The organism is uncultured Psychrobacter sp. (assembly GCF_947500265.1).
In the GTDB taxonomy this organism is placed as follows: Bacteria; Pseudomonadota; Gammaproteobacteria; order Pseudomonadales; family Moraxellaceae; genus Psychrobacter.
Map to the genome: position 1 here is coordinate 387,831 of NZ_CANMRN010000001.1, position 23,105 is coordinate 410,935.

The following is a 23,105-nucleotide window of genomic DNA, read 5'->3' on the forward strand; positions in this document are numbered from 1 at the left end:
CCCTAGGCTTTAGAGTAATTCTCTGACAACAAATTTATCATTTTATTCAAAAAATCTGCCACATGTTTATGCAGATTCTCTCGGTATGCCCAGTGATGCTTCACTTCATAGCTTGCCTCATCAGGCAGTAGTATTTTCATCAGTCCCATCTCTTCATAGCGCATTGCTAGATCGCGTGGCAAGTAACCAACATGGTGACCTGCTAGGATAAGCTGCGCGGTGGCTTCCATTTGATAGGTAGTCGCGCTCAGTATCTTTGGGCGAATATGATTGATACTGACATCAGTAATATAGCCTCGTTTCACCCAATGATGGTCTTGCTCTAATTCCTCAAATGTTAGCTTGTCAGGCTCATGAAACGAGCGATGCTCACGTCCACAGCAGACGACCTGTGTTTCGATAAAAGCAGGTTGAAAGGTCAGTAGCGGCGGAAAACTACCAAAGTATCCCACACCAATATCACTCTCGTTACCGAGGAGTTTTTCTATCATGCTCTCAGGACTTTGCACGTCAATAGAAAAGTGTATCAATGGATTGTCACGGTAGCTAGCAGCCAAGCACTGACGCAGCGCATCATAAAAAAGCGTCGGCATCTGATCGATTAAACACAGTCTGATATGACCACCACGCACAGAGTCTAACTGACGGATGTAGTGCAATTGATGTTGAAAGCTGGCAACGGCTTCTGTAAAGCTCAAACATGCCTCGTATACTGCTGCGCCGTCCTCTGTCAGCTTAAACCCTGCTCGACCACGATGACACAGTGTCATGCCTAAGCGGTCTTCTAAATGCGTCAAATGTCCACTGATGACAGAAGTCGTGACATTCAAGCGTGACTGAGCAGCTGTCACGCCTTGGCACTCTACGATAGCCATAAAGCTACGCAGCGTTTTTATATCTACTTTTATTAGCTCATCTAGCATCGATCGCCACCCTATATCAAATTAATTAAATAGTAATGGATAAGAATTGAGTAATTTTCATCAACCTTACTTTTCTATATGTATTCGTACCATCTACTAAGAAATAAAAAGTAAAAGCTAATTTTATCAAGGTTTTAAGATTACCTAACAAAACATTCTGCTTGTCAAAACTTCTGATAATAATATGTAAATTTCGTTTACTACGAAAAAATAGAAGTTTGCTTCTGAATTTTACCATGGTTCATGCTCTTATATTTATGTATTGTCAATGGCATGTAGCAAATTGTGTACTTAAACCAAATAGAACAAGGAAGTAACTTATGACATTCAATCAACCATTAAGCGGCAACGATATGCCAAGATTTGGCGGTTTCGCTTCTATGATGCGTCTGCCAACTCAAGCCGATGCTGAAGGGTTAGATGTGGCGTTCGTTGGCGTACCTTTAGATATTGGTGCATCCAACCGTAGCGGTGCAAGATTGGGTCCTAGGCAGATTCGTGATGAGTCAAGAATGATTCGTCCTTACAATGTGGCCACTCGCGCTGCGCCTTTTGAGTCATTACAAGTCGCTGACATCGGCGATGTGCCTATCAATACATTCAACCTGCTAAAAAGCGTTGATATCATCGAAAAATTCTATACCGATAAAATCGTCAAACACGGCGCGATTCCTCTAACACTAGGCGGCGATCATACTATCGCGTTGCCTATCCTACGTGCACTTGCCAAAAAACATGGTCCTGTCGGTATGGTGCATATCGATGCTCATGCTGATATCAATGATGATATGTTTGGCGAAAAAATCGCGCATGGTACGCCGTTCCGCCGCGCTGTCGAAGAAAACCTAATTGATGGCAATCGTGTGGTACAGATTGGTCTACGTGGTACAGGCTATAGCGCTGAAGAGTTTGACTGGTCAACTGAGCAAGGATTCCGTGTGGTACCTGCTGAAGAGTGCTGGTATAAGTCGCTAACACCGCTCATGGCTGAAGTACGCGAAAAGCTAGGAGATGGTCCTGTTTACTTGAGCTTCGATATCGACGGTATCGATCCGGCGTTTGCCCCAGGTACGGGTACTGCTGAAATCGGTGGTCTGACCTCTACTCAAGGTATCGAAATCATTCGAGGTATGCGTGGTCTAGACGTGGTGGGCGGTGATTTGGTCGAAGTATCACCACCGTATGATCCATTTGGTAACACCTCGGTATTGGCGGCGAACTTATTGTTCGAGATGCTATGCATCCTGCCGGGCGTACGCTATGACGACAAGGTTAAAGCGGTTTACTAATCACCATCAATGATTACCTCTATAATGAGCAACCTTTGCAGCCAGTAATTAGTGACTAATAATGGGTATGAAAGAAAAAATACAAAGGTTGTTTTGAGGTATTGATAATTATCTGCATATTCAGCGAAATTTTTTAGGATGACTGACCCATGACCCAATTGACGCAAACGCCTTCTTCTTTGTCGGACACATCATCACTGACCTGCGGTGAGCTGTTGGTGCAGTGGCTAGAGTATTATGGTGTAGAGACCGTTTTTGGTATCCCTGGTGTACACACGGTAGAGCTGTATCGCGGTCTGCCAAATACCAACATCCGTCATGTGACGCCGCGTCACGAACAAGGTGCTGGGTTTATGGCAGATGGTTACTACCGTGCCTCTGGCAAGATTGGCGTGTGTTTTATCATCACTGGCCCTGGTATGACCAACATTATGACGGCGATGGCGCAGGCATTGGCTGATTCGATACCGATGTTGGTCATCTCTAGTGTCAATAAAGTCAAAGACACGGGTAGTGGTGAAGGGCATTTACATGAGTTGCATGATCAGCAAGGCATGATTAGCAAAGTAGCATTGACGAGCAAGACCATTTGGCAACCTGAATCGCTACCGAAAGTCATCGCAGAAGCTTTTGCCTTATTTAACGGTGCACGTCCGGGGCCAGTACATATTCAGCTACCTATCGATGTCATCACTGCTGATGCCCGTCATGTTGCTAAGCCGCCTAGTTTAAATGCTGTAGCAAATAGCCAAGCCGATACAAATAGTTTGAGCCTACCACAGGTTACAAGACCATTGCCGAATCCTACGCAATTAGACCTAATTGTGCAGTCATTACAAACCGCGAAAAATCCTGTAATACTTTATGGGGGCGGCTGCGTCGATGTCGATCACGATGCACAGCGATTGGCTGAGCTGATAGATGCACCAACGTTTTTGACGATTAATGCCAAAGGCTTGCTGCCACCTGGTCATCCGTTAAGTTTGGGTAGCAACCAGTCATTAGACGCAGGCCGAGCCGTGATTACCGAGGCGGATTGGGTGTTAGCGATTGGTACTGAGCTTGGTGAGACTGACTATGATGTGTTCTTTAATGGTGAGTTTAAGATAAATGGCACGCTGGTACGTATCGACTGTGATGCTCAGCAGTTGCAGCGTCCATTTAGAGCAGATATTGCGGTACTGTCTGACGCACAGATGGCGATTAGTGGTTTATGTAGTCGCTTAGAAGGTCAGACATTCGATCATCAAGCACTGTCACGAGTAAATGAGGCCAAAGAAGCCATATTGAAGGACGTAACGACAGACTTTGCGGGTCAGAATGCATTACTAAAGCTGATCAGAGATGAGGTAGAAGACGTTATTTTCGTTGGTGATTCAACGCAGCCTGTCTATAGCGGTAACCTTGGTCTTGAAGCCTTAGCGACGCGTAAATGGTTTAATTCATCGACAGGTTTTGGCACATTAGGTTATGGTTTGCCTGCTGCTATCGGAGCTATGGTTGGCTCAAATCTACCTGTCGTCAGCCTAATGGGTGATGGTGGTATTCAGTTCACGATTGCCGAGCTTATCTGCGCCGCCGAGCTTGAGCTACCATTGATCGTTTTGCTATGGAACAACCAAGGCTACGGTGAGATTCGTCGTTACATGGAAGAGGGCGGTCTACCACTAATTGGCGTCAATATCAAAACGCCAAACTTTGAGCCACTAGCGGCAGGGTTTGGCGCTGGCTATCGCAGAATCACCGATAAGCAGCAATTGCTAGACGCATTAAAGACAGACACAAAGGGTAAACAGCCAATCATTTATGAGATTGATGAAGCAGACGATTTTCTAAAAGAAATGGCTGGGACAGTGACTTATTTTAGTTAATAGTAATACTGGCGCTAATGCCACGGATAATCACGAGACCGATAGTCACAGTTCTAAAAAACGACACAAAAATGACAAACGCTGGTTACGCAAGGAAGCACGTCCATGACGCCCAATGCTAGAGAAATGTCAGAAAGTAGACATGAGCAAATACCGCGTTTGTTGGCAGAGCTTGCTGCTGTCGTTGGTACGACCAATGTATTGACAAAACCTAGCCAACAGCAATCTTATGTGCAAGGTGCGATTGAGGCTATCACAGACGCGACCATCGCAGTTGTGATACCGCACTCTCTTGTGGCACTATGGCGCGTCATTAATATCTGTGCCACTTTTGATGTGATTATCATTGCTCAAGCGGCCAATACAGGCTTAACAGGTGGTTCAACTCCGAATGGAGATTATGATCGTCCACTAGTCGTAATCTCTATGCAGTTACTAGCCGGTATGCATTTACTTAATGATGCAGCAGAACTGGTTGCTTTGCCAGCTGCCACCCTTCAGCAATTAGAGTCCACCCTTGCGCCATTAGGGCGTGAGCCGCATTCAGTACTGGGCTCTAGTTGTGTGGGAGCATCGGTGATAGGCGGCATCTGTAACAGTTCAGGCGGAATGTTGATGCAGCGTGGACCTGCCTATACTGAGATGGCGTTATTTGCCAGACGCAATACCTCAAGAGCGTTTGAGTTAATCAATCATTTGGGACTGGATTTGGGCACACAGCCAGAGGAAATGTTAGAGAACCTGCAAGCTGGCACATTTAGCGAAGCGTCAGATAGTGCAAGCGATGGTAAAGTCTGTACCAACCATCATTATCAACACAAAGTCCGTGATTGTGAGGCAGAGACACCTGCTAGATTTAACAATGATCCTAACGGCCTGTACGAAGCGTCTGGCTCAGCTGGCAAGGTCATTGTATTTGCGGTGAGGGTAGCGACCTTTGCCAAGCCCAAACACGAGCAAACATTTTATTTCTCGACCAACGACACTGATACCTTGTCCACACTCAGAAAACAATGGTTAAAAAGCGAGTTGAAACTGCCTGTTTTGGCTGAGTATATGCACAAAGACTATAACGACATCACGATGCACTATGGTCGAGACACTTGTCTGAGTATGCGTAAGCTCTCTGCTAGCAAGATAGGGGCGCTGTATCGACTACAAGCAAAGATTGGCTATTATCTGGATAAGTGGCATCTCCCAAAGACGCTGCCAGATCGGATATTACAGATGACATCTAGGTTTATGCCGCCGTCATTACCAGCCACTTTGAGTACGCAGGCGCTCTCATATAAATACCATTTGATTATAAAAGTCGCAGATGGTTTTGGTAACGACTTTGATAATGGCATTAATAAAGATTCTAATAAAAACGATGGCAACAATATCGCTGCTGCGCAGGATTTTTTGCAAAATCATATGCAGCAATATCAAGGTGCGCTGCATGTATGCACAGAGCTTGAATCGCAAACGTTATTGGTATTTCGCAGTGCCGCGACCGCTGCCATGTTTCGTTATCATAATTTAAATCAAGATAAGTTTGGCGAGCTGCTATCGACCGATATTGCTTTACCTAGAAATGCCGTAGATTGGGACGAGACTCTACCTGAACATTTACAAAAACAAGTCAGCAAAACTTTTTATTTGGGGCATTTTTTCTGTCATGTCATGCACCAAGACTATTTATTGAAACCTAAGACCAATGCCAAGCAATTCAAGGAAGACCTGCTGGCATTTTATGACCAACGTCATATTGAGTATCCTGCCGAACACAATGTGGGGCATGTGTATCCTGCTAAAACTGAGCTACATTATTTTTATAAAAAACTGGATCCAACCAATTCGCTTAACCCAGGTATTGGTCAGACAGAGAAATGGAAAAACTGGCAATCATCGCCCATTAAGGAGAAATTAAATGACGAGTTACATGGATAAGTCGCAGCAGCCGATTTTAGGGAATAATACGGTCGATCCAGAAACGCCAAAAGCAGGACAGTGGCGTGCGGCAATGTGGAAGTTTTTATTGTTTTCAGCGTTGGGTATTGCACTTTTTATCATACCGTTCGAGTGGGATGGTAAGGTCACAATTTTATTAGGTGTATTGACCGATACGCTACAATCCGCCTTAGGTGGTTTGGTGACCTATATCACGATGGCGCTCGTGACGATATCCTTTATCGGTGCGTTAGCCGTCAAAGTATTGAAGCCAAATTTGAATGAAGGTTCGATCGCTAAAAAACTCTTTGATGTTGAGTGGTTTTGGCTTGCTATCCGGTTTTTAGGAATGGCGTTTGTTTGGATGATTTTTCTACAAGTCGGCCCTGAGTTTATTATCAATCGTAATACGGGCGGTGTTATTTTTGAAGATTTGATTCCTGTCTTAATTCCGTTGTTCTTCTTTGCCATTTTATCACTGCCATTTTTGACTGATTTCGGCTTGATGGAGTTTTTGGGTACTTTAGCCAGTAAAGTATTTATCAAGCTCTTTAAACTACCGGGTCGTTCTGCTGTCGATGCAATGTCTTCTTGGTTTGGTGCCGCGTCTATCGGCTTGCTAGTCACTATGCAAGAGTATGATAAAAGCTTCTACAGCCAGCGCGAAGCCGCCATTATCGCGACCACATTTTCCGTCACTTCTATCGCCTTTACCTATGTGGTTGCCAAAACCATCGGCGTAGACAATAACTTTGTCTTCTTTTATCTGACCATTGCGCTAACCGGTTTTATCGCTGCGATTATCATGCCGCGCATACCACCATTATCACTCAAGCCTGATACGTATCATTCGGGCAAAAGTATGCTAGATGAAGGCATCCCTGCTGAATATACAACGTACCAATGGGCAGTCAATCGTGCCGTCACTCGCGCACATTCTATGCCTAGCTTAGGTAAAGTGTTCAAACGTAGCGTACACAATCTGTTTGATATCTATTTGGGACTAATTCCAGTAACGTTCGCTATCGGTACGATTGGTCTTGGTTTAGCAGAGTACACGCCTGTCTTTAATTGGATTGCGACACCGCTTGTACCAGTACTTGAATGGTTACAGATTCCAGAAGCGGCCAAAGCAGCTCCTGCCATGATTATGGGCTTTGCAGATATGTACTTGCCAGCGCTAGTCGGCAAAAGCATTGAAAGTGAGATGACACGTTTCATCGTTGGTGCTGCTTCAATTACTCAGATTATCTACATGTCTGAAGTAGGTGCGCTGATTTTGAAATCAAATATTAAGCTAAATGTATTAGAGCTATTTTTAATCTTTATACTTCGTACGCTTATCAGCTTGGTAGTGATTACATCAGTGGCGCATCTACTGTATTAGTGGCGTGTCTAGTATTCACAAGGCATCTAGCCTGACGATAATATTCAAATGGTCGGTTTTTCTGTAGGCAGTTAAACCGACTATTTAGCCAATCACATTACGGACGTTACGCACATAAAGACAATTTGATCAAAAATATAAGGCGATTGACCATTATGGAAATGCTGAACTCTACAGATTTAACCAGAGAAACTGCCATACAAACGGCTCAAAACGAAGTTGTATTAAATGCCGTTTATATCAATGGTGACTGGGTTACGATTGAAGCCCTCGCGACTGACGATAATAATGCAAGCTTTGATAATAGAAATAACCATGCGTTGTATGATCCAAATTCAGGTGAGGAGATTGCAACGACACGTCTGTGCACCAGTGCCCATGTAGAGCAGGCAGTCGAAGCGGCTGATGAAGCCTTTGCTAGCTGGTCACAGACTAGTGTAAGTGAGCGTGCCCGCTATCTAAATGCAATTGCAGAGTCTATGGAGCAGCAATTCGATAAGTTGGTTGGACTGTCTGTATTAAACAACGGCAAACCAATTGAAGAGGCGAAGATAGACGTAGGGGACGCCATTGCCTGCTATCGCTACTATGCCAATCTCATCACAGAGCAGGCAACATGGTCTAAGGTATCAACGCTTGAATCGGGTATTCGTTTGTTAAAGACATACTCGCCAGTGGGTATTTGTGCGCTGATTACCCCTTGGAATTTCCCAATGGTGACAACCTCTTGGAAGCTGGCACCTGCGCTAGCGGCAGGTTGTACCGTGCTATTAAAACCGTCTGAGGTGACATTATTACCAGAGCTTATGCTAGGTAATATCCTATCTGAGATAGGTTTGCCAAAAGGGGTGGTTAATATTTTACCGGGTGCTGCTGAAGTGGGCACTGCTATGACCAGTCATCCGCTGATTGACAAAGTGTCTTTTACTGGTAGTAATGTAGTCGGCGAAAAGGTGATGATCCAAGCAGCAAAAGACATCAAAGACATTAGCCTAGAGTTGGGTGGCAAGTCTGCTATTATGGTCTTCGCAGATGCTGATATTGATTACGCTTGCGATTTAATCATTGGCGGTATATTTACCAATGCAGGTCAGATATGCTCGGCCACGTCGCGATTGGTTGTCCATCAAGATATCGCTAAACAGCTGTTTGAGGCATTAAAAGTCAAAACGGAAAGTCTGCAAATTGGTGACGGTTTTGCGACAGAGACGCAAATGGGTCCATTGGTGAGCGAGCAGCAGCTGAATCAAGTTAAGAAATTCTTTGATATTGCGACAGCTGAAAATCTGGACTGCTTAACTGGCGGTCAGTTGTTAGAAGTATCTGGCTATTTTGTAACGCCAACTGTCTATACGAATGTGCCAACGACCAGTCAATTATGGATGGAGGAAGTGTTTGGCCCTGTATTAGTCAGTACAACCTTTATCGACAATGCAGAGGCTATTCGCCTAGCTAATGATAGCAAGTTTGCTCTAGCAGCTACCATCGTGAGCGCCGATGAGACTGCTGCGCTTGAGATGTCGCTACAAATAAAAGCCGGGCATATCTGGATTAACGAGCAACAAATCGTACTGCCAGAAGCAGGATGGGGCGGATTTAAGCAAAGCGGTATCGGCCGTGAGTTGGGCGGTGATGGTTTGTCCGCTTATCAGAAGAGCAAACACGTATTACTGACCGATCAATTGGATTTTTAACTAGATTATCACTAGCCACTGTAGAGACCATTTACTAGCTATCAGCATGACTGTTGAATTATTGTAGAGTGATTGCTGATTGCTGATTGCTGATTGCTGATTGCTAGGTCGCGCCCTAGCATTACGTTTGTTTACCAGACCGTTTCTTATATTAACTTTACTGTCGCACCCATTCAGGATAAAATTGAGCAATCATTCAAGTTTTATAGCCGTGCCCATTTTTATATGAGGTCACGGCTTTTTAAATGGGGCACATTATGTCACGCACCGCACTTTACAACCGTCATGACGCCTTGGAGCGTGCGCTACAGCTTTTTTGGCAAAAGGGCTTTCATGCTACTTCTCTAAAAGACATCGAGCAAGCGCTCGATATGCGACCAGGCAGTATTTATGCCGCTTTCGGTAATAAAGAAGGTTTGTTTCAAGAAGCGCTAGAATACTATGCGCGTCTGGGATTGACCGAGCTTGAGCGAGTATTGAGCCATCATGAAACGCCTTTATTGGGACTAGCCGCTTATATACGTCAGCTTGGCGGGATTCGTGACAAAGCATTACCGAGCCGAGCCTGTATGTTGGTCAAAAGCTTACTAGAGCTTGGTGCGCGTGAACAAACAGCGTTAACCAAGGTGGAAATGCTGCTGGCAGGTATGGAGACACGCTTTATAGAATGCTTTAAAGAAGCGCAGAATGTAGGTGAGATGGATGGTGAGCTTGATCCGGTTAGACTTGGACGCCGTCTACAGGCAGAAGTCATGGGGCTACGTGCCTTTGCCCAGCGTGACATAGAGAGCTCGACGGTACACGCCCTTGCTGAAGATATGGCCTTATCTATAGAAGCACTGCGCCTCGATGATTCGGTAAATGCTTAGCGGTATGATTATGATGGCTGGGTTTTGATATGGTGTATATCTTCAAATATTTACTTGGTAGATTCGAGCTCCTTGAGGGTATGATACCCACCATGTATACGAGTAAAAATAGTAACAGCGCAGGCAGTAGCAAAGATACCAGCAAGTAGCACAAAATGCTGAGGCCAAATGCAAAGAGCAATAAAAAGAGCAATAGTTTCGGTGCCTTCGGTGAGACCATTAAGATAGTAAAAGCTTTTATATTTAAACTGCGGCTTGTCCAATTTAAATTTTTCTGCAGAAATTGCAAAGGCCAAAAAGCTCGAACCTGTCCCGATAAATGCCGCTAATAACAACGCACCTGCAATAGCATTTTGTGCAGGGTTGGCCAAAATGAACCCAAGTGGCACAGCGGCATAAAACAAAAAATCAAGCGTGATATCTAAGTAGCCGCCAGCGCTTGAGCTTTGCTGTGCATAGCGTGCCATTGCGCCATCCAGCCCATCAAAGATACGATTCAATATTATCGCTGCCAGTGCGCCATACCATAGCTCAAACGCGAGTAGTGGTAATGCCAACATACCAATCAAAAACCCAGCTACCGTAAGCTGATCAGCCGTAATACCGAGCTTATGCAATGTCGCTACTATTGGAGTTAGCAGTGGCTTGATCACGGGCGTAATAAACTTGTCTAACATGCGAGCTGCCTTTTGTATTTTGCTTTCTTTGTCATTTTGGCTGAGTGTTTGTCTCTGATGTCCAAAACTATTGTCCTACATGAATAACCTTACCATTGGCTGCTTCAGCGTCGCTTTGATCGTGCGTGACCATGATGGCAGGCAGCTTATGAGTACGAATTTGCTCAAACACCAATTGCCGCGTATCCATTCTCAGCTGGGTATCGAGCTTGCTAAAGGGCTCATCAAGTAGTATCGCTTTGGGCTCACTCAGTAGCGTTCGTAGTAGGGCGACACGCGCTTGTTGACCGCCTGATAGGTTATCAGGATGACGATCTCCCATCCCTTCTAATCCTATTTGAGCTAAAGACTGAGCTATTTTTTCAACTCGCTGTTTTTTATTTCCTTTTGGCATGGCAAAAGCAATGTTGCCCGCGACTGATAGGTGCGAAAACAGCAGGGCATCTTGATACAACACACCAATACGGCGCAAATGTGCTGGCAGGTGAGTCACGTTTTCATCGTTCAACCAGACAGTACCCGTCGCGGTAAAATCGCTCGCCAAAGTGCCTGTTAGCCAGTTTAGTAAGCTGGACTTACCACTGCCAGAAGGCCCCATCACGGTTAAAATGTCACCACCAGCGATGTTTTCATTGATACTCAATAACTGCTCATTCTGACGAAACAGTTGTAAGTCTTTTATCTGTAAAGATGATGGCATCAGGAACCCTTTGGTTGCGTTTTTTAAGACTGATTATTTTAATATTTGATAACGTTTGCTTTCGTTTATGATTAGCGTGCTATCGAGTGCCATTTCTAAAAAAGTATTTGGGTAGCATCCAAGCCAATATAAAACCGATGAGCGGTAGCGCCATTTGCATAATGGCATAGACAGCACTGGTGCGCCTACTGGCTCCATTCGCCAGTGTCACTGCTTCCGTCGTAATAGTGGCAATACGTCCGCCGCCCGCCAATAGAGTTGGCAAGTACTGGCCAAAGCTGATCGCTAGACCGAGTGCTATAGCAATCAAAATAGGGGCAAATAATTGCGGCAGTTTTATCTGAAAAAACACTTTAATGGGTGCAGCACCAAGGCTGGCGGCCACATGAGCAAAACGTGAGTCTAAGCGTCGATAGCTACTGGCCAGTGATAAAAACACGTACGGCAGCACGAATAAAAGATGCGCAAAAGCCACGTTAAAAAATGCTGACTGATGATTGGCCAACTGCTGTAACCATACTAAGCCAAACAGAAACGCAATACTTGGCACCAAGAGCGGTAAGTAAATAATAAAGCTGGTGCAGTGTGACAGCGGCTTAGCACTCAGTTGCTCAGCTTCCAAGCATAACAAAGTCAGAAAAACAGCAAAGGCAGTACTGACGGCACCAATGGTAAGTGTATTGACCAGTGGTGTGCTCATTTGGGTAAAGGCACTTTGAAAATGTAATAGCACGAACTGCTCTGGTAGCATCGCCGGAAACCGCCAAAACCCTGCAAATGCCCATAAAACAAGGCCAGCGAGTGACATGAGCATAAAACCAATCACGCCTACGGTAAGTATAGCGGTGACTTTTTGCCAAATAGCATCTGCATAACGACGTTTGCCATTAACTGATGAAACATTCAATATTGCCTTGATAGTTTTTTCGCTGCCCAGCCAAAAGGCGACTAAACCTGCTGTCAGTACGAGTTGTAATAATGCGCCTGCTGATGCTTTGATACGCAATGTCAGGTCAACATCGTTGAACCATTGTATGATAGAGACAGCAAGCGTTGGCGGTGTGTTAGGGCCCAGTATCAACGGCATCTCAACGCTCGCACTGGCATAGGCCAACACGGCCAAAATCGGTAAACGCAGAAAAGGATATAACAGGGGCAAGACCGCCTTAAAAAAAGCAGTAATTGGGTAATAACCAAGATTGAGTGCAACGGTATACTGTTGACGCAATTTTTTGCCAAGTTCAGGCTGAGAAAGTGCGCCCAGTGCCATTAATAATAAAAACGGCAGCTCCTTTAATGTTAAACCCAAGATGATACTGATACCGTATGGATCATGTGGAAACATACCATCGGGTGCCATCTCCCAACCAGTTAGCCAAGGAGAGATGAGCCGTGCAAACATGCCTGACGGCGCAATCAAAAATCCAACGGCAATGGCTGCAGCTGCATGAGGAATGACCAAGATAGGGCTTAGTAAGTGCTCAATACGCTGCAACCAAACACTGTTAAAAAACGCGGCCAATATCATCAGGGCAATAACAAAAGCAAGTAGGGTGCTGACAAGTCCTGTAGCCAGGCTTAATGCAGCCATCTGCGTGATGCCAGGCGTTTGCCACAGGTCTATAAACCCTTGCAGATTCAAGGTCGTCTTTTCTAGGGCAGGAAGCCAGCTCAGAGCAGGCAACAGTACACAGATGAGGCCACAGAGTACGGGTAATATTAATATGAGAATTAAGAGTTTGGGGCTAAAAGACACGATACGCGTAAACAGGTCTTTTTTCTCAAGTGTAATAGGTCTAGGGCTATCACCTTTTTTCGTTATTTTATCAAAACCTTGGCTCATGGACTCACCCCATAACGTGCTTGCCAGCCTTGCTGGATGGCCTCTACCCAACTTGGATGCGGCTCGCTTACCGTGCGTTTGACACTATTAAAGGGCAGGGCGCTTGGATGGGGCTGCTTGGTTTTGAATAATGCTTGTTGTGCAGGGCTAAGTGTAGATTGAACCAGTACGCTTTTGTCACCCCATACCGAAGGGGTTTGTTTTTTTGCTTGGGCTTCTGGACTCATCAAAAAGTTGGCTACTAATTGTGCCGCCTGAGGATGGCTAGCGTTATAAGGGATAGCAACAAAATGAGTATTGCTTAAGCTGCCGTCACTCATGGCATAGCTGCGAATGCTCTGGGGTAAGTCATAGCGCTGCACGGCTGCAGGAACTTCTGGTGCTGAAAAGGTAAAGGCGAGACTCAGCTCCGTATCATCGACCAAGCGCCGCATCTGCGCACCTGTCTGCACGAACTGCTCGCCATTACGCCATAAGGTTGGATGAAAGTCATCCAAAAATGCCCATAGCGGATCTAATACGAGCGCGGTGTTTTCTGTGGTGGCAGGCAAGTTGAGCTGTGCGCTAGTGTTTTTACCCGTTTGAGCGTCTTGTTGTTCATGTAGCATGACTAAGACGTATTTTAAGAAACTCATACCCAAAAAATCAGGCGGTTTGGGGTAGCTAAAGCGGCCGGGGTTTTGTGCTGTCCAAGCTGTCAACTCATTTAGAGTCGTTGGTGGCTTACTGGTAGCTAAGCTATCGTAATAAAACGTCAGAGAGGCTTGTCCCCATGGTGCTTCCATGCCGTTGGTCGGCACACCAAAGTCGAAATTTACGGTTGGATTATTCTCTGGGTCCGTCAACGCAAAATTGGGCAGCTTGTTTGCCCATTGTTTGAGTAATAACGAGTTCTCACTCATGGTGGCAAAGTTAGCACCATTAATCCAGACCAAATCAACACTGCCTTGATCGTCATTATGAGCAGATTTTTCTGCGAGTACCCGACTGACTGCTTCACTGGTATCGCTCAATTTAACATGGACTAAGTTGACACTATATTTGTCATCGACTTGATCGGCGACCCATTGTAGATAGGCGTTAATTTGCGGATCACCGCCCCATGCATAGAAATAAACGTCTTGATTGCTGCCTTGGGCTTCCATCTGCTGCCAAGGTGAGAGGTCTTGGTTAATGTTGGCAGTAGTAGGTGATGCCGTGCTTGCTGATATACCAATACAAATGCTCATCACCATAGCGTAGGTGCTATAGCGCGTAAGACGTTTGAGCATCGGTAAAGCGGTAATAACGTGCATTCAAGTTTCCGTTATGATTTAAATGTTAGTAAAGCCGGTAAAGATCTCATAGCCTGTCATATCAAACCAAACAGATACTACGAAATCTAAACCAGCTTTGTTCGGCTTTTTTTAGAGCTTTCCTACCAGTCGCATCGTTCAATGACGCTTATCATCAAACTGCCATTAACTAACCGCGACGCCAAGTATGGTATTTCTCTAACCAGCTTAATACGGTCTCAGGCGCATGAGCACGTTTCCACTCACCAGCGGCGTATTTATTGCCTTCTGCCCAAGTAGGGTAGCTATGAATAGTACCCAATATTTTATTAAGACCCAGACCATGTTTCATGGCCAGTATAAACTCAGCGATTAGGTCGCCTGCATGTTCAGACACCACCGTAACGCCAAGTATTTTATCTTTACCTTTTGGCGTGATGACTTTGATAAAGCCTTTAGCCGCGCCATCTGTGATAGCGCGATCCAGCTCTTCAAATTCAAAACGAGTAATCTCGTAATCGATGCCTTTATCAATGGCTTCTTGCTCGTTGATACCGACACGAGCGACTTCTGGGTCGATAAACGTAACCCACGGAATGACGCGATAATCTACTTTAAACTTTTTCAGATTGCCAAATAAACCATTCACTGCGGCATACCAGCCTTGATGAGCTGCGACATGAGTAAACTGGTATGGGCCAACGATATCGCCTGCAGCAAAGATATTGGGATATAACGTCTCTAAGTATTCGTTGGTTACGATCGTACGATTGGTTTCGATACCTAGCGCCTCTAAACCATAACCTTCAAGGCGTGCGCTACGACCAACGGCACAAAGAAGCTCATCATACTCGATATCGATTTCTGTTTCATTGTGTTTGACGATAATGTATTTTTTGCCATCACGCATCTCGCAGCGCATCGCTTGATGTGAGGTCAAAATATTAACACCGCTATCAGTGAGCGACTGATGAGCAAAGGTAGACACTTCAAGGTCTTCTTTACCCATAATGCGATCGCTCATCTCAATTTGCGTCACGTTAGAACCCAGCCGAGCAAAGCTCTGAGCAAGCTCGCTACCGATGGGGCCACCGCCCAGTACTACTAGCTTCTTAGGTGCTTCTTCTAGCTCGGCAAACTTGGTCCATAACGTGTCACTGGTTACGTAGCCAGTTTCTTCTATACCTGGCAGAGGCGGTACAAATGGACGGGCGCCCGTGGCGATAACGATGGTGCGCGCTGTTAGGGTTTGCATGCCGCCATCGTTCAATTGAATTTCTACTGTCCACGGGTCAACTAATTTGGCATAGCCTTTGACCACATCGACGCCCAGATTGGTATAACGCTCAACGCTATCGTGCGGTGCGATATCAGCCACTACTTGCTGTACGCGTGCCATCACTTTTTTGAACGAAAACTGCGGTACAGTGTTCTCTAGACCGTAGTTTTCACCATGACGAATTTGATCAGCGATTTTTGCACTTTTGATGATGGCCTTACTAGGTACACAGCCATAATTTAGACAATCACCGCCCATTTCACCTGCTTCAACCAGTGTGACTTTTGCTTTGACTGCTGCGGCAATATAACTTGTGACTAATCCGCCAGCGCCTGCACCAATCACAATCATATTGCGATCGAACTTTTTAGGTTTGGTGTGGTTTTTATAAACACGGCGTTTTTTAAACATGTTCAACACTCCTTTTGCTATTAATGGGAAGAAACCTAATAACGCAAACGAGACAATTAAGTTGAAAGATAAAATACCCGATAAGCTGTCTATCTGTGCCAGCTGTGTCCCTGCATTGACGAAGACAAAGGTCCCAGCTAGCATACCGATTTGACTGACCCAGTAGTAAGTCCATGTTTTAATAGACGTCACACCCATCAATAGGTTAATCAAAAAGAATGGGAATATGGGTACCAGACGTAAGGTAAATAAATAAAATCCACCTTCTTTTTCGACGCCTGCATCAATAGCTGCCAACCGCTCAGGAAAGCGCTGTTTGATGGTGTCACGCAGTAAATATCGCGATGCCAAGAAGGCAATGGTAGCACCAATACTCGATGCGAACGATGCTACTAGCAAGCCTTGTACCAAGCCAAATAAAGCACCAGCGGCTAGCGTTAAAATCGCAGCGCCTGGTAAGGAGAGGGCAGTGACGACGACATATAGTAAGAAAAATCCACCGATAATCAATAGCGGTGACTGCGCTTTATAGTCATTAAATTGTGCCATCGACCCTTTTAAGCCATCAAGCGTCAATAATTGATTTAGGTCAAAATAAAAAAAACTTGCCGCTAATATCAATATCAATAGTATTAAAAATATTCTTTTAATCATGAAAAATCCGGCCAAATAAGGGAGCGAAGGCTAAAATCGTAGTTATTGCTCAAACAGTAGAACACTCATCCCTGAGTAACCCTGTTTGAGTAATGGTGGCGATCAAATCGAATCGTCTGAATCGCCTAACCACGATAAAAAGTTTAAGTCGGTAGTCTTAATAGTATATACATTGTGTCTTGTTGTCTGATATTTATACTAGGGGATCAATAAGCACTGCTATCGACGTTTATACTGGGAGATTATTTTTACCCAAGGTTAAGGTGTCATAATCTCTCATTAAGAAAAGCGCTATACAGGCTGCCAGCATTGGCCATGCAGCAAAAAACAGTAAGTTGTCAAAAGGCGTGAGGTAGAGACCAAAGGATGCAAAAGTAGAGGCTGCGTGTAGCAATAGAATGATGCCGTATGTCCACTTTTTGAATAAACCCATTACGAACGAGAAGATCAGTATGATTTGTAAGCTACCAATCACGTATACGATACTGGTGCCTAAGCCTTCTAATGCATAAAATTGAGAAAACACATTGGCGGTGTGGTCAGGATTGACAAATTTGTCGAGCGTCCAAAAAAAGAACACAATGAAGACACCAAGGCGAAGGAATAATAGTGAGAGTGGTAGGTGTTTTGGCATAAATAATCTCTTGTTGAGAAAAACTGAAATTGAATTGAAACAAGCTAAGCAAATAAAACGGGCACTATGGCACTGGACTAATAGATAACAAATACAGGTAAAAATACGAACAATATTGAGTGATTACTCAAAAATAAACAAAGTATTACCACCAGAAGTGCTAAAAACGCATTGTAGTGGTTATTGAATGGCTGTTCAAGTTGATTATATCCATGTTCTGGCAATTAGAGCGCTAGGTTACTTTCTTTAACCAAACCAGCAATGTTAGGTTAAAGAAGCCTGACTTGTGTACGTTTGATTGAGTCTATCGACACATTTAACGTTTATTTTGCGCTATAAAGATTCGCCTAACCTGTATAAATGCAAAAAGCCCTTTATAGAACATCAATTCTATAAAGGGCTCTAAACCGGCGTCTTTTTATTAAACTATAATTTTTACACTAAAAATTGGTAAACTCAAGACCAATACCAGCACCTACATCAGTTGACTGTTTGTTCGAATCTAGTGCCCAGACTCGGCTAGAAATGAGCGTTTTTGGATTCATTTGATGCTCCCAAGCTATATCAGCTACTTTCAAAGTTTCTGGCTCAGGAAAAGCTTGGTTGTCACTCTCATTCGATTGATTAACCTTAGCATATTGTAGCTTAGTAGAGATAAAGTTTTGGTTATCTACCCAAAGCTTACCACCAAGCGCCACACTTTCGGCGTCACCACCCAATCCATATCCTAGCGGATAACCATGTTGATAATAACCATCTGTATAGAGAAAGTGATCATAGGATATGCCGCGTGCTTCACCGCTAGAACGAGTATCAGTATATTCAGCATATAATTGATAAGGCAGCGCATTTATACTTGAAGCATAGTCTATACCTGCTAAATACATATTTTTGGCAGGTAAGCCACCAGCTTCATCTTCACCGATATACTGTGCATAAATACCAGTCGGTACACCTACTAGTGGCATTAAGTTAACGCGAGCATCAAACCCTCCTAGTTGGTTGGCAGGATCTTGATCAGTATTACCAGAAGTAGTATCGTTGTCTCTTGTTCCTAACAGAGCATCACCAAATGAGCTAAAGCTCTCAGGCCGTCCTTCTCCCCCCCACATAAAAGTACGAGAAGCTCCGACTTCTAACCAAGGCCATGGACTAGCAGTAAGACGCGCACCAAAAAGTTTAGCATCTGGTACCGCTTCATAATCGTCCAACTGGCCTGCAAATAATTGATACTGCCAAGGACCTACCCAAGATAAATAGGGAGAGGTTGGCACATTTTGCTCATCACGCTGTATAGTCAAACCTACGATAGGAAGACTTGCATCTCCCCGAATCAGGCTACCATCATGTCCAGGGCCCCACCAAGTTGGAATTTGTCCAGCTATTAGCCATTGATTAGCAAATTTACCTGCTATATAAGAGCCTTCAAAACTCACATCGTCATTATTTATTAGGTCATCATTTTTAAGGTTGGCCTGTAGATTGAGTTCCCAATCTTCCTCACTAATACCAGCTTGTAAACTAGCCTGTACTGTAGACATTTTATTATCAGCAAAAGTTTGTGGTAAACGTTGTCTATCAGTTTGAGCGTATAGACCAACTTGTGCGTTAACAAGCGATTTAGGTTTTTGCCCTAATGTAAGTTGTATTGACTGTATTATTTGCTGTTGTTCTGAAGTTTTTACTTTAGCTAGACTAAGTACGCGCTTGATCTCATTTGCAGTTAATGGCCATGTACTAGTACTTATTTGAATAACACCTTGTGAGTTCAACCAGTTCAGTTCTGATTTTAAGCTCATATCATTGACATATATGTTTTGAGCAGTAGCGTATGTACTTACTATGCCAAAACTCAATAAAATGCTTATTACTTTTAAATGATGTAAGCGGTGGTAGGGAGGTTTTTTTGTCATAGTAGTTTACTCATAATCTATAGTGTTAGCGAAACAGATGGTTTATTAATTTCATGACCTTACCGAGAACCGAAACCTGTAAGCGTGGTATGAATGGTTCTAAAGAAAATTAGCAAATCTAATGTAAATGATATGTGCTTTATATAATAAAAGTCATATTCAATTTTTAATTTGGTTTCTTCGGCACCAGTCGCGTATCCTTGATTGACTTGAGCCCAACCAGATATGCCAGGTTTTACAATATGACGATAATTAAAGAAGGGAACTTGCTGTTCAAGTTTGAGAGCAAAATCAATAAACTCAGCCCTAGGACCAATCAAGCTCATCTCACCTTTGAGGACATTAATAAACTGAGGAAGCTCATCAATTCTCGTTCTACGGAGAAAATAACCAACTTTGGTAATACGGTCATCGTTATCAACGGTCAGAACTTCTTTAGCTTTCTCACGCATACTACGAAATTTATAGACTTTGATACTCTTACCTCGATGACCAACGCGTAACTGGGTATAAAAAACCTTGCCATTGTCTTCGAGTTTTATTGCTATCGCAGTGAATAGAAAAATGATGAGAGTCATCGGTAATAGCGCTAAGATGATTAGAAAGTCAAAACAATATTTGACCATCATATAGTTTTCACAAGGTAGCAATGAGCCGAGCTCGTTTTCATACATATGGTTGATTTTAACTCTACCAGTGAGTGATTCACGAATATGACGATGATGGTATACCGGAATGCCTTGCAAAGTCTGATGAGCGATGAACTCTTGCCAATCATCAGTCAAATCGTAACTATGAAGATCTGTTACTATGCCATTTACATGCTGACCTAAGTTGGTTGTATCTAGCTTTAACCAATCTGCAGAAGGCACTTGTTCTGGCATATTTATCGCTCTACCCACTGGAATATAAGCAAGAGTTTGAACGGTATAACGACGATTGATTATATCAATAATGAAAAGATAGCTGAGTAGGCATATGCCGCTGATGCAATAATAAATCAAAGAAAAAGAATACTTGGTCAATTCAGCAGGCACAAAAACTAAAGCAAACCAAAAAATAAATACGGGCAGTATGTATGAACTCGAATTAATACCTGGAAACTGACGTATCAAGTTCAAAGTAAATAAAGTTAACGAAGTAAGCATACCACTTATGAGAATATTAAACGTGCTTGTCGTATTGAACCCTTGGTCTAAATAGCTCCAATCCAAGAACAAGTATGGGATCCAAGTGCATAGTAATAGTCCGATGAGTAGCTGAACAGGTAAAAACTTTAAAGACGCAAATATTCTTTTATTGAACATAAATGAATTCTTATTCATAGAGTGCTAAAAACAGTGAAAAACTCGACAAGTATAACTTATTATAGAAGTAAAGAAACTGTAATTATTCAGTAACTTAAATCAGATGCTGAGGAGTAACTTCAAGGAAAATGAGAGTAAGTCTAATTTGAATGATTTAAATCTACCAAATCCATTTCTTCAATCATGAAAGCATTCACTTTATGAACATCGTAGATATCTTCCGTTAATTTACGAGACTCTTGCCCCATAGTAGTAATCAACTCAGGATTTACCAAAAACTTTTCCATAGCGTACGACAACTCATTCACGGTTTTAATAGGTACTAAATAACCATTCAAGCCTTCAGTCACTGTCTCACGACAGCCTGGCGCATCCGTAGTAATAATAGGCCGACCCATAGCCATAGCTTCTAATACAGATCGCGATGTACCTTCTCTATATGATGGCAGTACGTATACAGAACTGGCAGCAATAGCAGGTCTAACGTCGTCGAGTTTGCCCCAGTAGGTGATGATGCCGCTTGCTATCCATTCATCTAGCTGCGCTTGATCAATTGCTGCTGGGTTTTCATCTATCCATCCTACCAAATGAAACTGGGCTGAAGGATACTGCTGTTTTATGATTTTAGCAGCCTCAATATACTCGACAATACCTTTATCTTTAAGAAGGCGGGCGATAAGTAAAAAAGAAGGTATGATATTTCCGGATTCATTTGTAGGGAAGGGCAGTACATTAAAGTCGGCCACATCTACTCCTGAGCCATTAACTATCACAGCAGGTATACTAGATTTTAGTATCTGAAGTTTTTTAAATAGGTTTAAGTCGTCAGGATTTTGAAAAAATACTTTAGTCGATCTAGATAAGGCCTGCTGGTATAGACCATGTACTAACTTTTGGAATCCACTACGTTTTCCAGACTCTTCAACTTCTTGAAAAGTATAACCAAGGCCTGATAACAGCACAAAACGCTTAGGTACTTTGGCAAGCCATGCTGCTAGAGTGCCATATATGATAGGTTTGATAGTGTAAGAAAGCATATAATCAGGCTGTATATCACATAATAGTCGATAGGTAACTATCAGTGTCTTCATATCAGCAATAGGATTTGTACCAGTACGCTGCATAGGTACAGCATGTACGATATAACCTAAGGCAAGTAATGTATTATAATCTTTGGTATGTGACTCTAGATCCGGTGCTAAGACGTGTACCTCGTAGCCTAGATTGGCTATTGCTTCTAATAGCTTACCTCGAAAGTTCAACACATGAGGTAAGTAGTTTGCACATATTAAAAATTTCACAGTATTTCACCTAACTGATTTGACTTGATATTGGGATTCATTACAAATATAAAGATATAAGACGTTATCATTTAAAAAGGAAACGTCTATTAGGCAAAAGTTGCTGGATATTACAGTCTGCACAAACAAATAATACGTAAATCATGACAAATGGATAGCGATAACGAACTGCAGTACCGTAATTAAATACTACCAAGCCATAGACAGACATGGACAATATCATGAATAAAAGCCAGAAAGCGAGCTTGTCTGGACTCTTTATCCAAGCATTGCGAGTAATTAGAAACAAAATGCTTAGTACAAATAAATTCTCGAATGATTGAATGAAAGGCAGTAGGCCACGTGCTTCCCATATAAACGGTTTAGAGAGGAAGTATAGTCCTGAAGTAAGGCCTTGAATGACAAAATCACCTATTCCAGATATCAATGTAATGTCTGCAATATCTCCTCCGTCCTCAACATACATAGCTGCTCTATATTTATTGACCAAAGGAATAGCAATAGGAGCCGATAAAATAAGTCCAGTTAAACTAATAATACTGATGATTAGTGCTTTAGTTAGCCCCATGCCTTTCTGTGCAACACTAAAAATAAAATACATTAAAACGATAGGGCCTAGAATAAAAAAGTTCTGAAATTTAATAACATATATGGGGATAATACAAAGAATACTTCTGAATATCTTGGACTCTCGAGCAAAAACAATTGTCAGAATCATAAAAAAGAAAATTAGTGTCTCCCTTAAGCTTAAAGCTGTATAAAGCGCAGCACTCGGAAAAAGCAAATAAAACCATACAGTAAATTTTGTGAATATATTTTTGAAATAAAGTATGAAGAAGAGAATGATATAAAGCGCTGTGTTATAGAAACCTAAACTTATATAGGAAAAGGGTGCTGGAAAAGGTATCGCGGCTAGAAAAGCACTCGCCTGTAGAACATTTTGTCCGCTAAATAGAGCCTCTACAAAGCCTAGTTCACCATTTCTTATAGCATTTACGCCTTGCCAATACCTAAGTTGATCACCCATATAGTGAACGCTAAACAATACGTCATTCAATACAAATGGTAAGAAACAATGTAACACTAAGAGCAACTGATAATTTGTTGGAACCTTAAACTTGTATCCCAATATTATTATTAGTAGTAG

General features: G+C 43.0%; 17 protein-coding genes. 6 read left to right on the plus strand and 11 right to left on the minus strand.

Annotation, left to right across the window (positions count from 1 at the left end):
• Nucleotides 1-2: 2 nt before the first annotated feature.
• Nucleotides 3-923, minus strand: coding sequence for a LysR family transcriptional regulator (locus Q0788_RS01630; RefSeq protein WP_298807428.1), 921 nt, complete (start codon nt 921-923; stop codon nt 3-5).
• 320 nt (nt 924-1,243) lie between these two features.
• Between Q0788_RS01630 and speB the strand changes: the two genes are divergently transcribed.
• The 6 genes from speB to Q0788_RS01660 all read left to right on the plus strand — a co-directional run bounded on the left by speB (nt 1,244) and on the right by Q0788_RS01660 (nt 9,965).
• Nucleotides 1,244-2,212 carry an agmatinase gene (speB, locus tag Q0788_RS01635; RefSeq protein WP_057760617.1) on the plus strand — a complete coding sequence of 323 codons (969 nt, stop codon included), beginning with the start codon at nt 1,244-1,246 and terminating at the stop codon, nt 2,210-2,212.
• A gap of 149 nt (nt 2,213-2,361) precedes the next feature.
• A complete protein-coding gene (locus Q0788_RS01640) occupies nt 2,362-4,083 on the plus strand; it encodes a 5-guanidino-2-oxopentanoate decarboxylase (RefSeq protein WP_298807429.1) in 1,722 nt (573 codons plus the stop codon).
• Nucleotides 4,084-4,188: 105 nt separating this feature from the next.
• Entirely contained in the window at nt 4,189-6,015 is a 1,827-nt protein-coding gene (dld, locus tag Q0788_RS01645) for a D-lactate dehydrogenase (protein ID WP_298807430.1), read from the plus strand.
• Nucleotides 5,996-7,402, plus strand: coding sequence for a YjiH family protein (locus tag Q0788_RS01650; protein ID WP_298807431.1), 1,407 nt, complete (start codon nt 5,996-5,998; stop codon nt 7,400-7,402). The genes dld and Q0788_RS01650 overlap by 20 nt, the downstream gene beginning before the upstream one ends.
• Nucleotides 7,403-7,557: 155 nt before the next feature.
• A complete protein-coding gene (locus Q0788_RS01655) occupies nt 7,558-9,096 on the plus strand; it encodes an aldehyde dehydrogenase family protein (protein ID WP_298807432.1) in 1,539 nt (512 codons plus the stop codon).
• 257 nt (nt 9,097-9,353) lie between these two features.
• Nucleotides 9,354-9,965, plus strand: coding sequence for a TetR/AcrR family transcriptional regulator (locus tag Q0788_RS01660; RefSeq protein WP_298807434.1), 612 nt, complete (start codon nt 9,354-9,356; stop codon nt 9,963-9,965).
• Between the two features lie 50 nt (nt 9,966-10,015).
• Here the strand turns inward: Q0788_RS01660 and Q0788_RS01665 are convergent, their stop codons facing one another.
• The 10 genes from Q0788_RS01665 to Q0788_RS01710 all read right to left on the minus strand — a co-directional run bounded on the left by Q0788_RS01665 (nt 10,016) and on the right by Q0788_RS01710 (nt 22,985).
• Nucleotides 10,016-10,642 (minus strand): CDP-alcohol phosphatidyltransferase family protein, encoded by a 627-nt coding sequence (locus Q0788_RS01665; protein WP_298807435.1) that lies wholly within the window; start codon nt 10,640-10,642, stop codon nt 10,016-10,018.
• A 67-nt stretch (nt 10,643-10,709) separates the two neighbouring features.
• Nucleotides 10,710-11,342 carry an ATP-binding cassette domain-containing protein gene (locus tag Q0788_RS01670; RefSeq protein ID WP_298807436.1) on the minus strand — a complete coding sequence of 211 codons (633 nt, stop codon included), beginning with the start codon at nt 11,340-11,342 and terminating at the stop codon, nt 10,710-10,712.
• A gap of 79 nt (nt 11,343-11,421) precedes the next feature.
• Nucleotides 11,422-13,185 carry an ABC transporter permease gene (locus Q0788_RS01675; protein WP_298807437.1) on the minus strand — a complete coding sequence of 588 codons (1,764 nt, stop codon included), beginning with the start codon at nt 13,183-13,185 and terminating at the stop codon, nt 11,422-11,424.
• Nucleotides 13,182-14,480, minus strand: coding sequence for an ABC transporter substrate-binding protein (locus Q0788_RS01680; protein ID WP_298807438.1), 1,299 nt, complete (start codon nt 14,478-14,480; stop codon nt 13,182-13,184). The genes Q0788_RS01675 and Q0788_RS01680 overlap by 4 nt, the downstream gene beginning before the upstream one ends.
• Before the next feature lie 169 nt (nt 14,481-14,649).
• Complete coding sequence (locus Q0788_RS01685; protein WP_298807439.1) at nt 14,650-16,698, minus strand: FAD-dependent oxidoreductase; 2,049 nt, start codon at nt 16,696-16,698, stop codon at nt 14,650-14,652.
• 334 nt (nt 16,699-17,032) lie between these two features.
• Nucleotides 17,033-17,437 carry a hypothetical protein gene (locus tag Q0788_RS01690; protein ID WP_298807440.1) on the minus strand — a complete coding sequence of 135 codons (405 nt, stop codon included), beginning with the start codon at nt 17,435-17,437 and terminating at the stop codon, nt 17,033-17,035.
• A 440-nt stretch (nt 17,438-17,877) separates the two neighbouring features.
• The gene (locus tag Q0788_RS01695; RefSeq protein WP_228707080.1) at nt 17,878-19,236 is read right to left on the minus strand and encodes a capsule assembly Wzi family protein; all 1,359 of its coding nucleotides are present in this window, start codon (nt 19,234-19,236) and stop codon (nt 17,878-17,880) included.
• A 173-nt stretch (nt 19,237-19,409) separates the two neighbouring features.
• Nucleotides 19,410-20,657 (minus strand): sugar transferase, encoded by a 1,248-nt coding sequence (locus tag Q0788_RS01700; protein WP_298807441.1) that lies wholly within the window; start codon nt 20,655-20,657, stop codon nt 19,410-19,412.
• Nucleotides 20,658-20,797: 140 nt separating this feature from the next.
• The gene (locus Q0788_RS01705; RefSeq protein ID WP_298807442.1) at nt 20,798-21,958 is read right to left on the minus strand and encodes a glycosyltransferase family 4 protein; all 1,161 of its coding nucleotides are present in this window, start codon (nt 21,956-21,958) and stop codon (nt 20,798-20,800) included.
• Between the two features lie 67 nt (nt 21,959-22,025).
• The gene (locus tag Q0788_RS01710) at nt 22,026-22,985 is read right to left on the minus strand and encodes a hypothetical protein (RefSeq protein WP_298807443.1); all 960 of its coding nucleotides are present in this window, start codon (nt 22,983-22,985) and stop codon (nt 22,026-22,028) included.
• Nucleotides 22,986-23,105 lie beyond the last annotated feature (120 nt).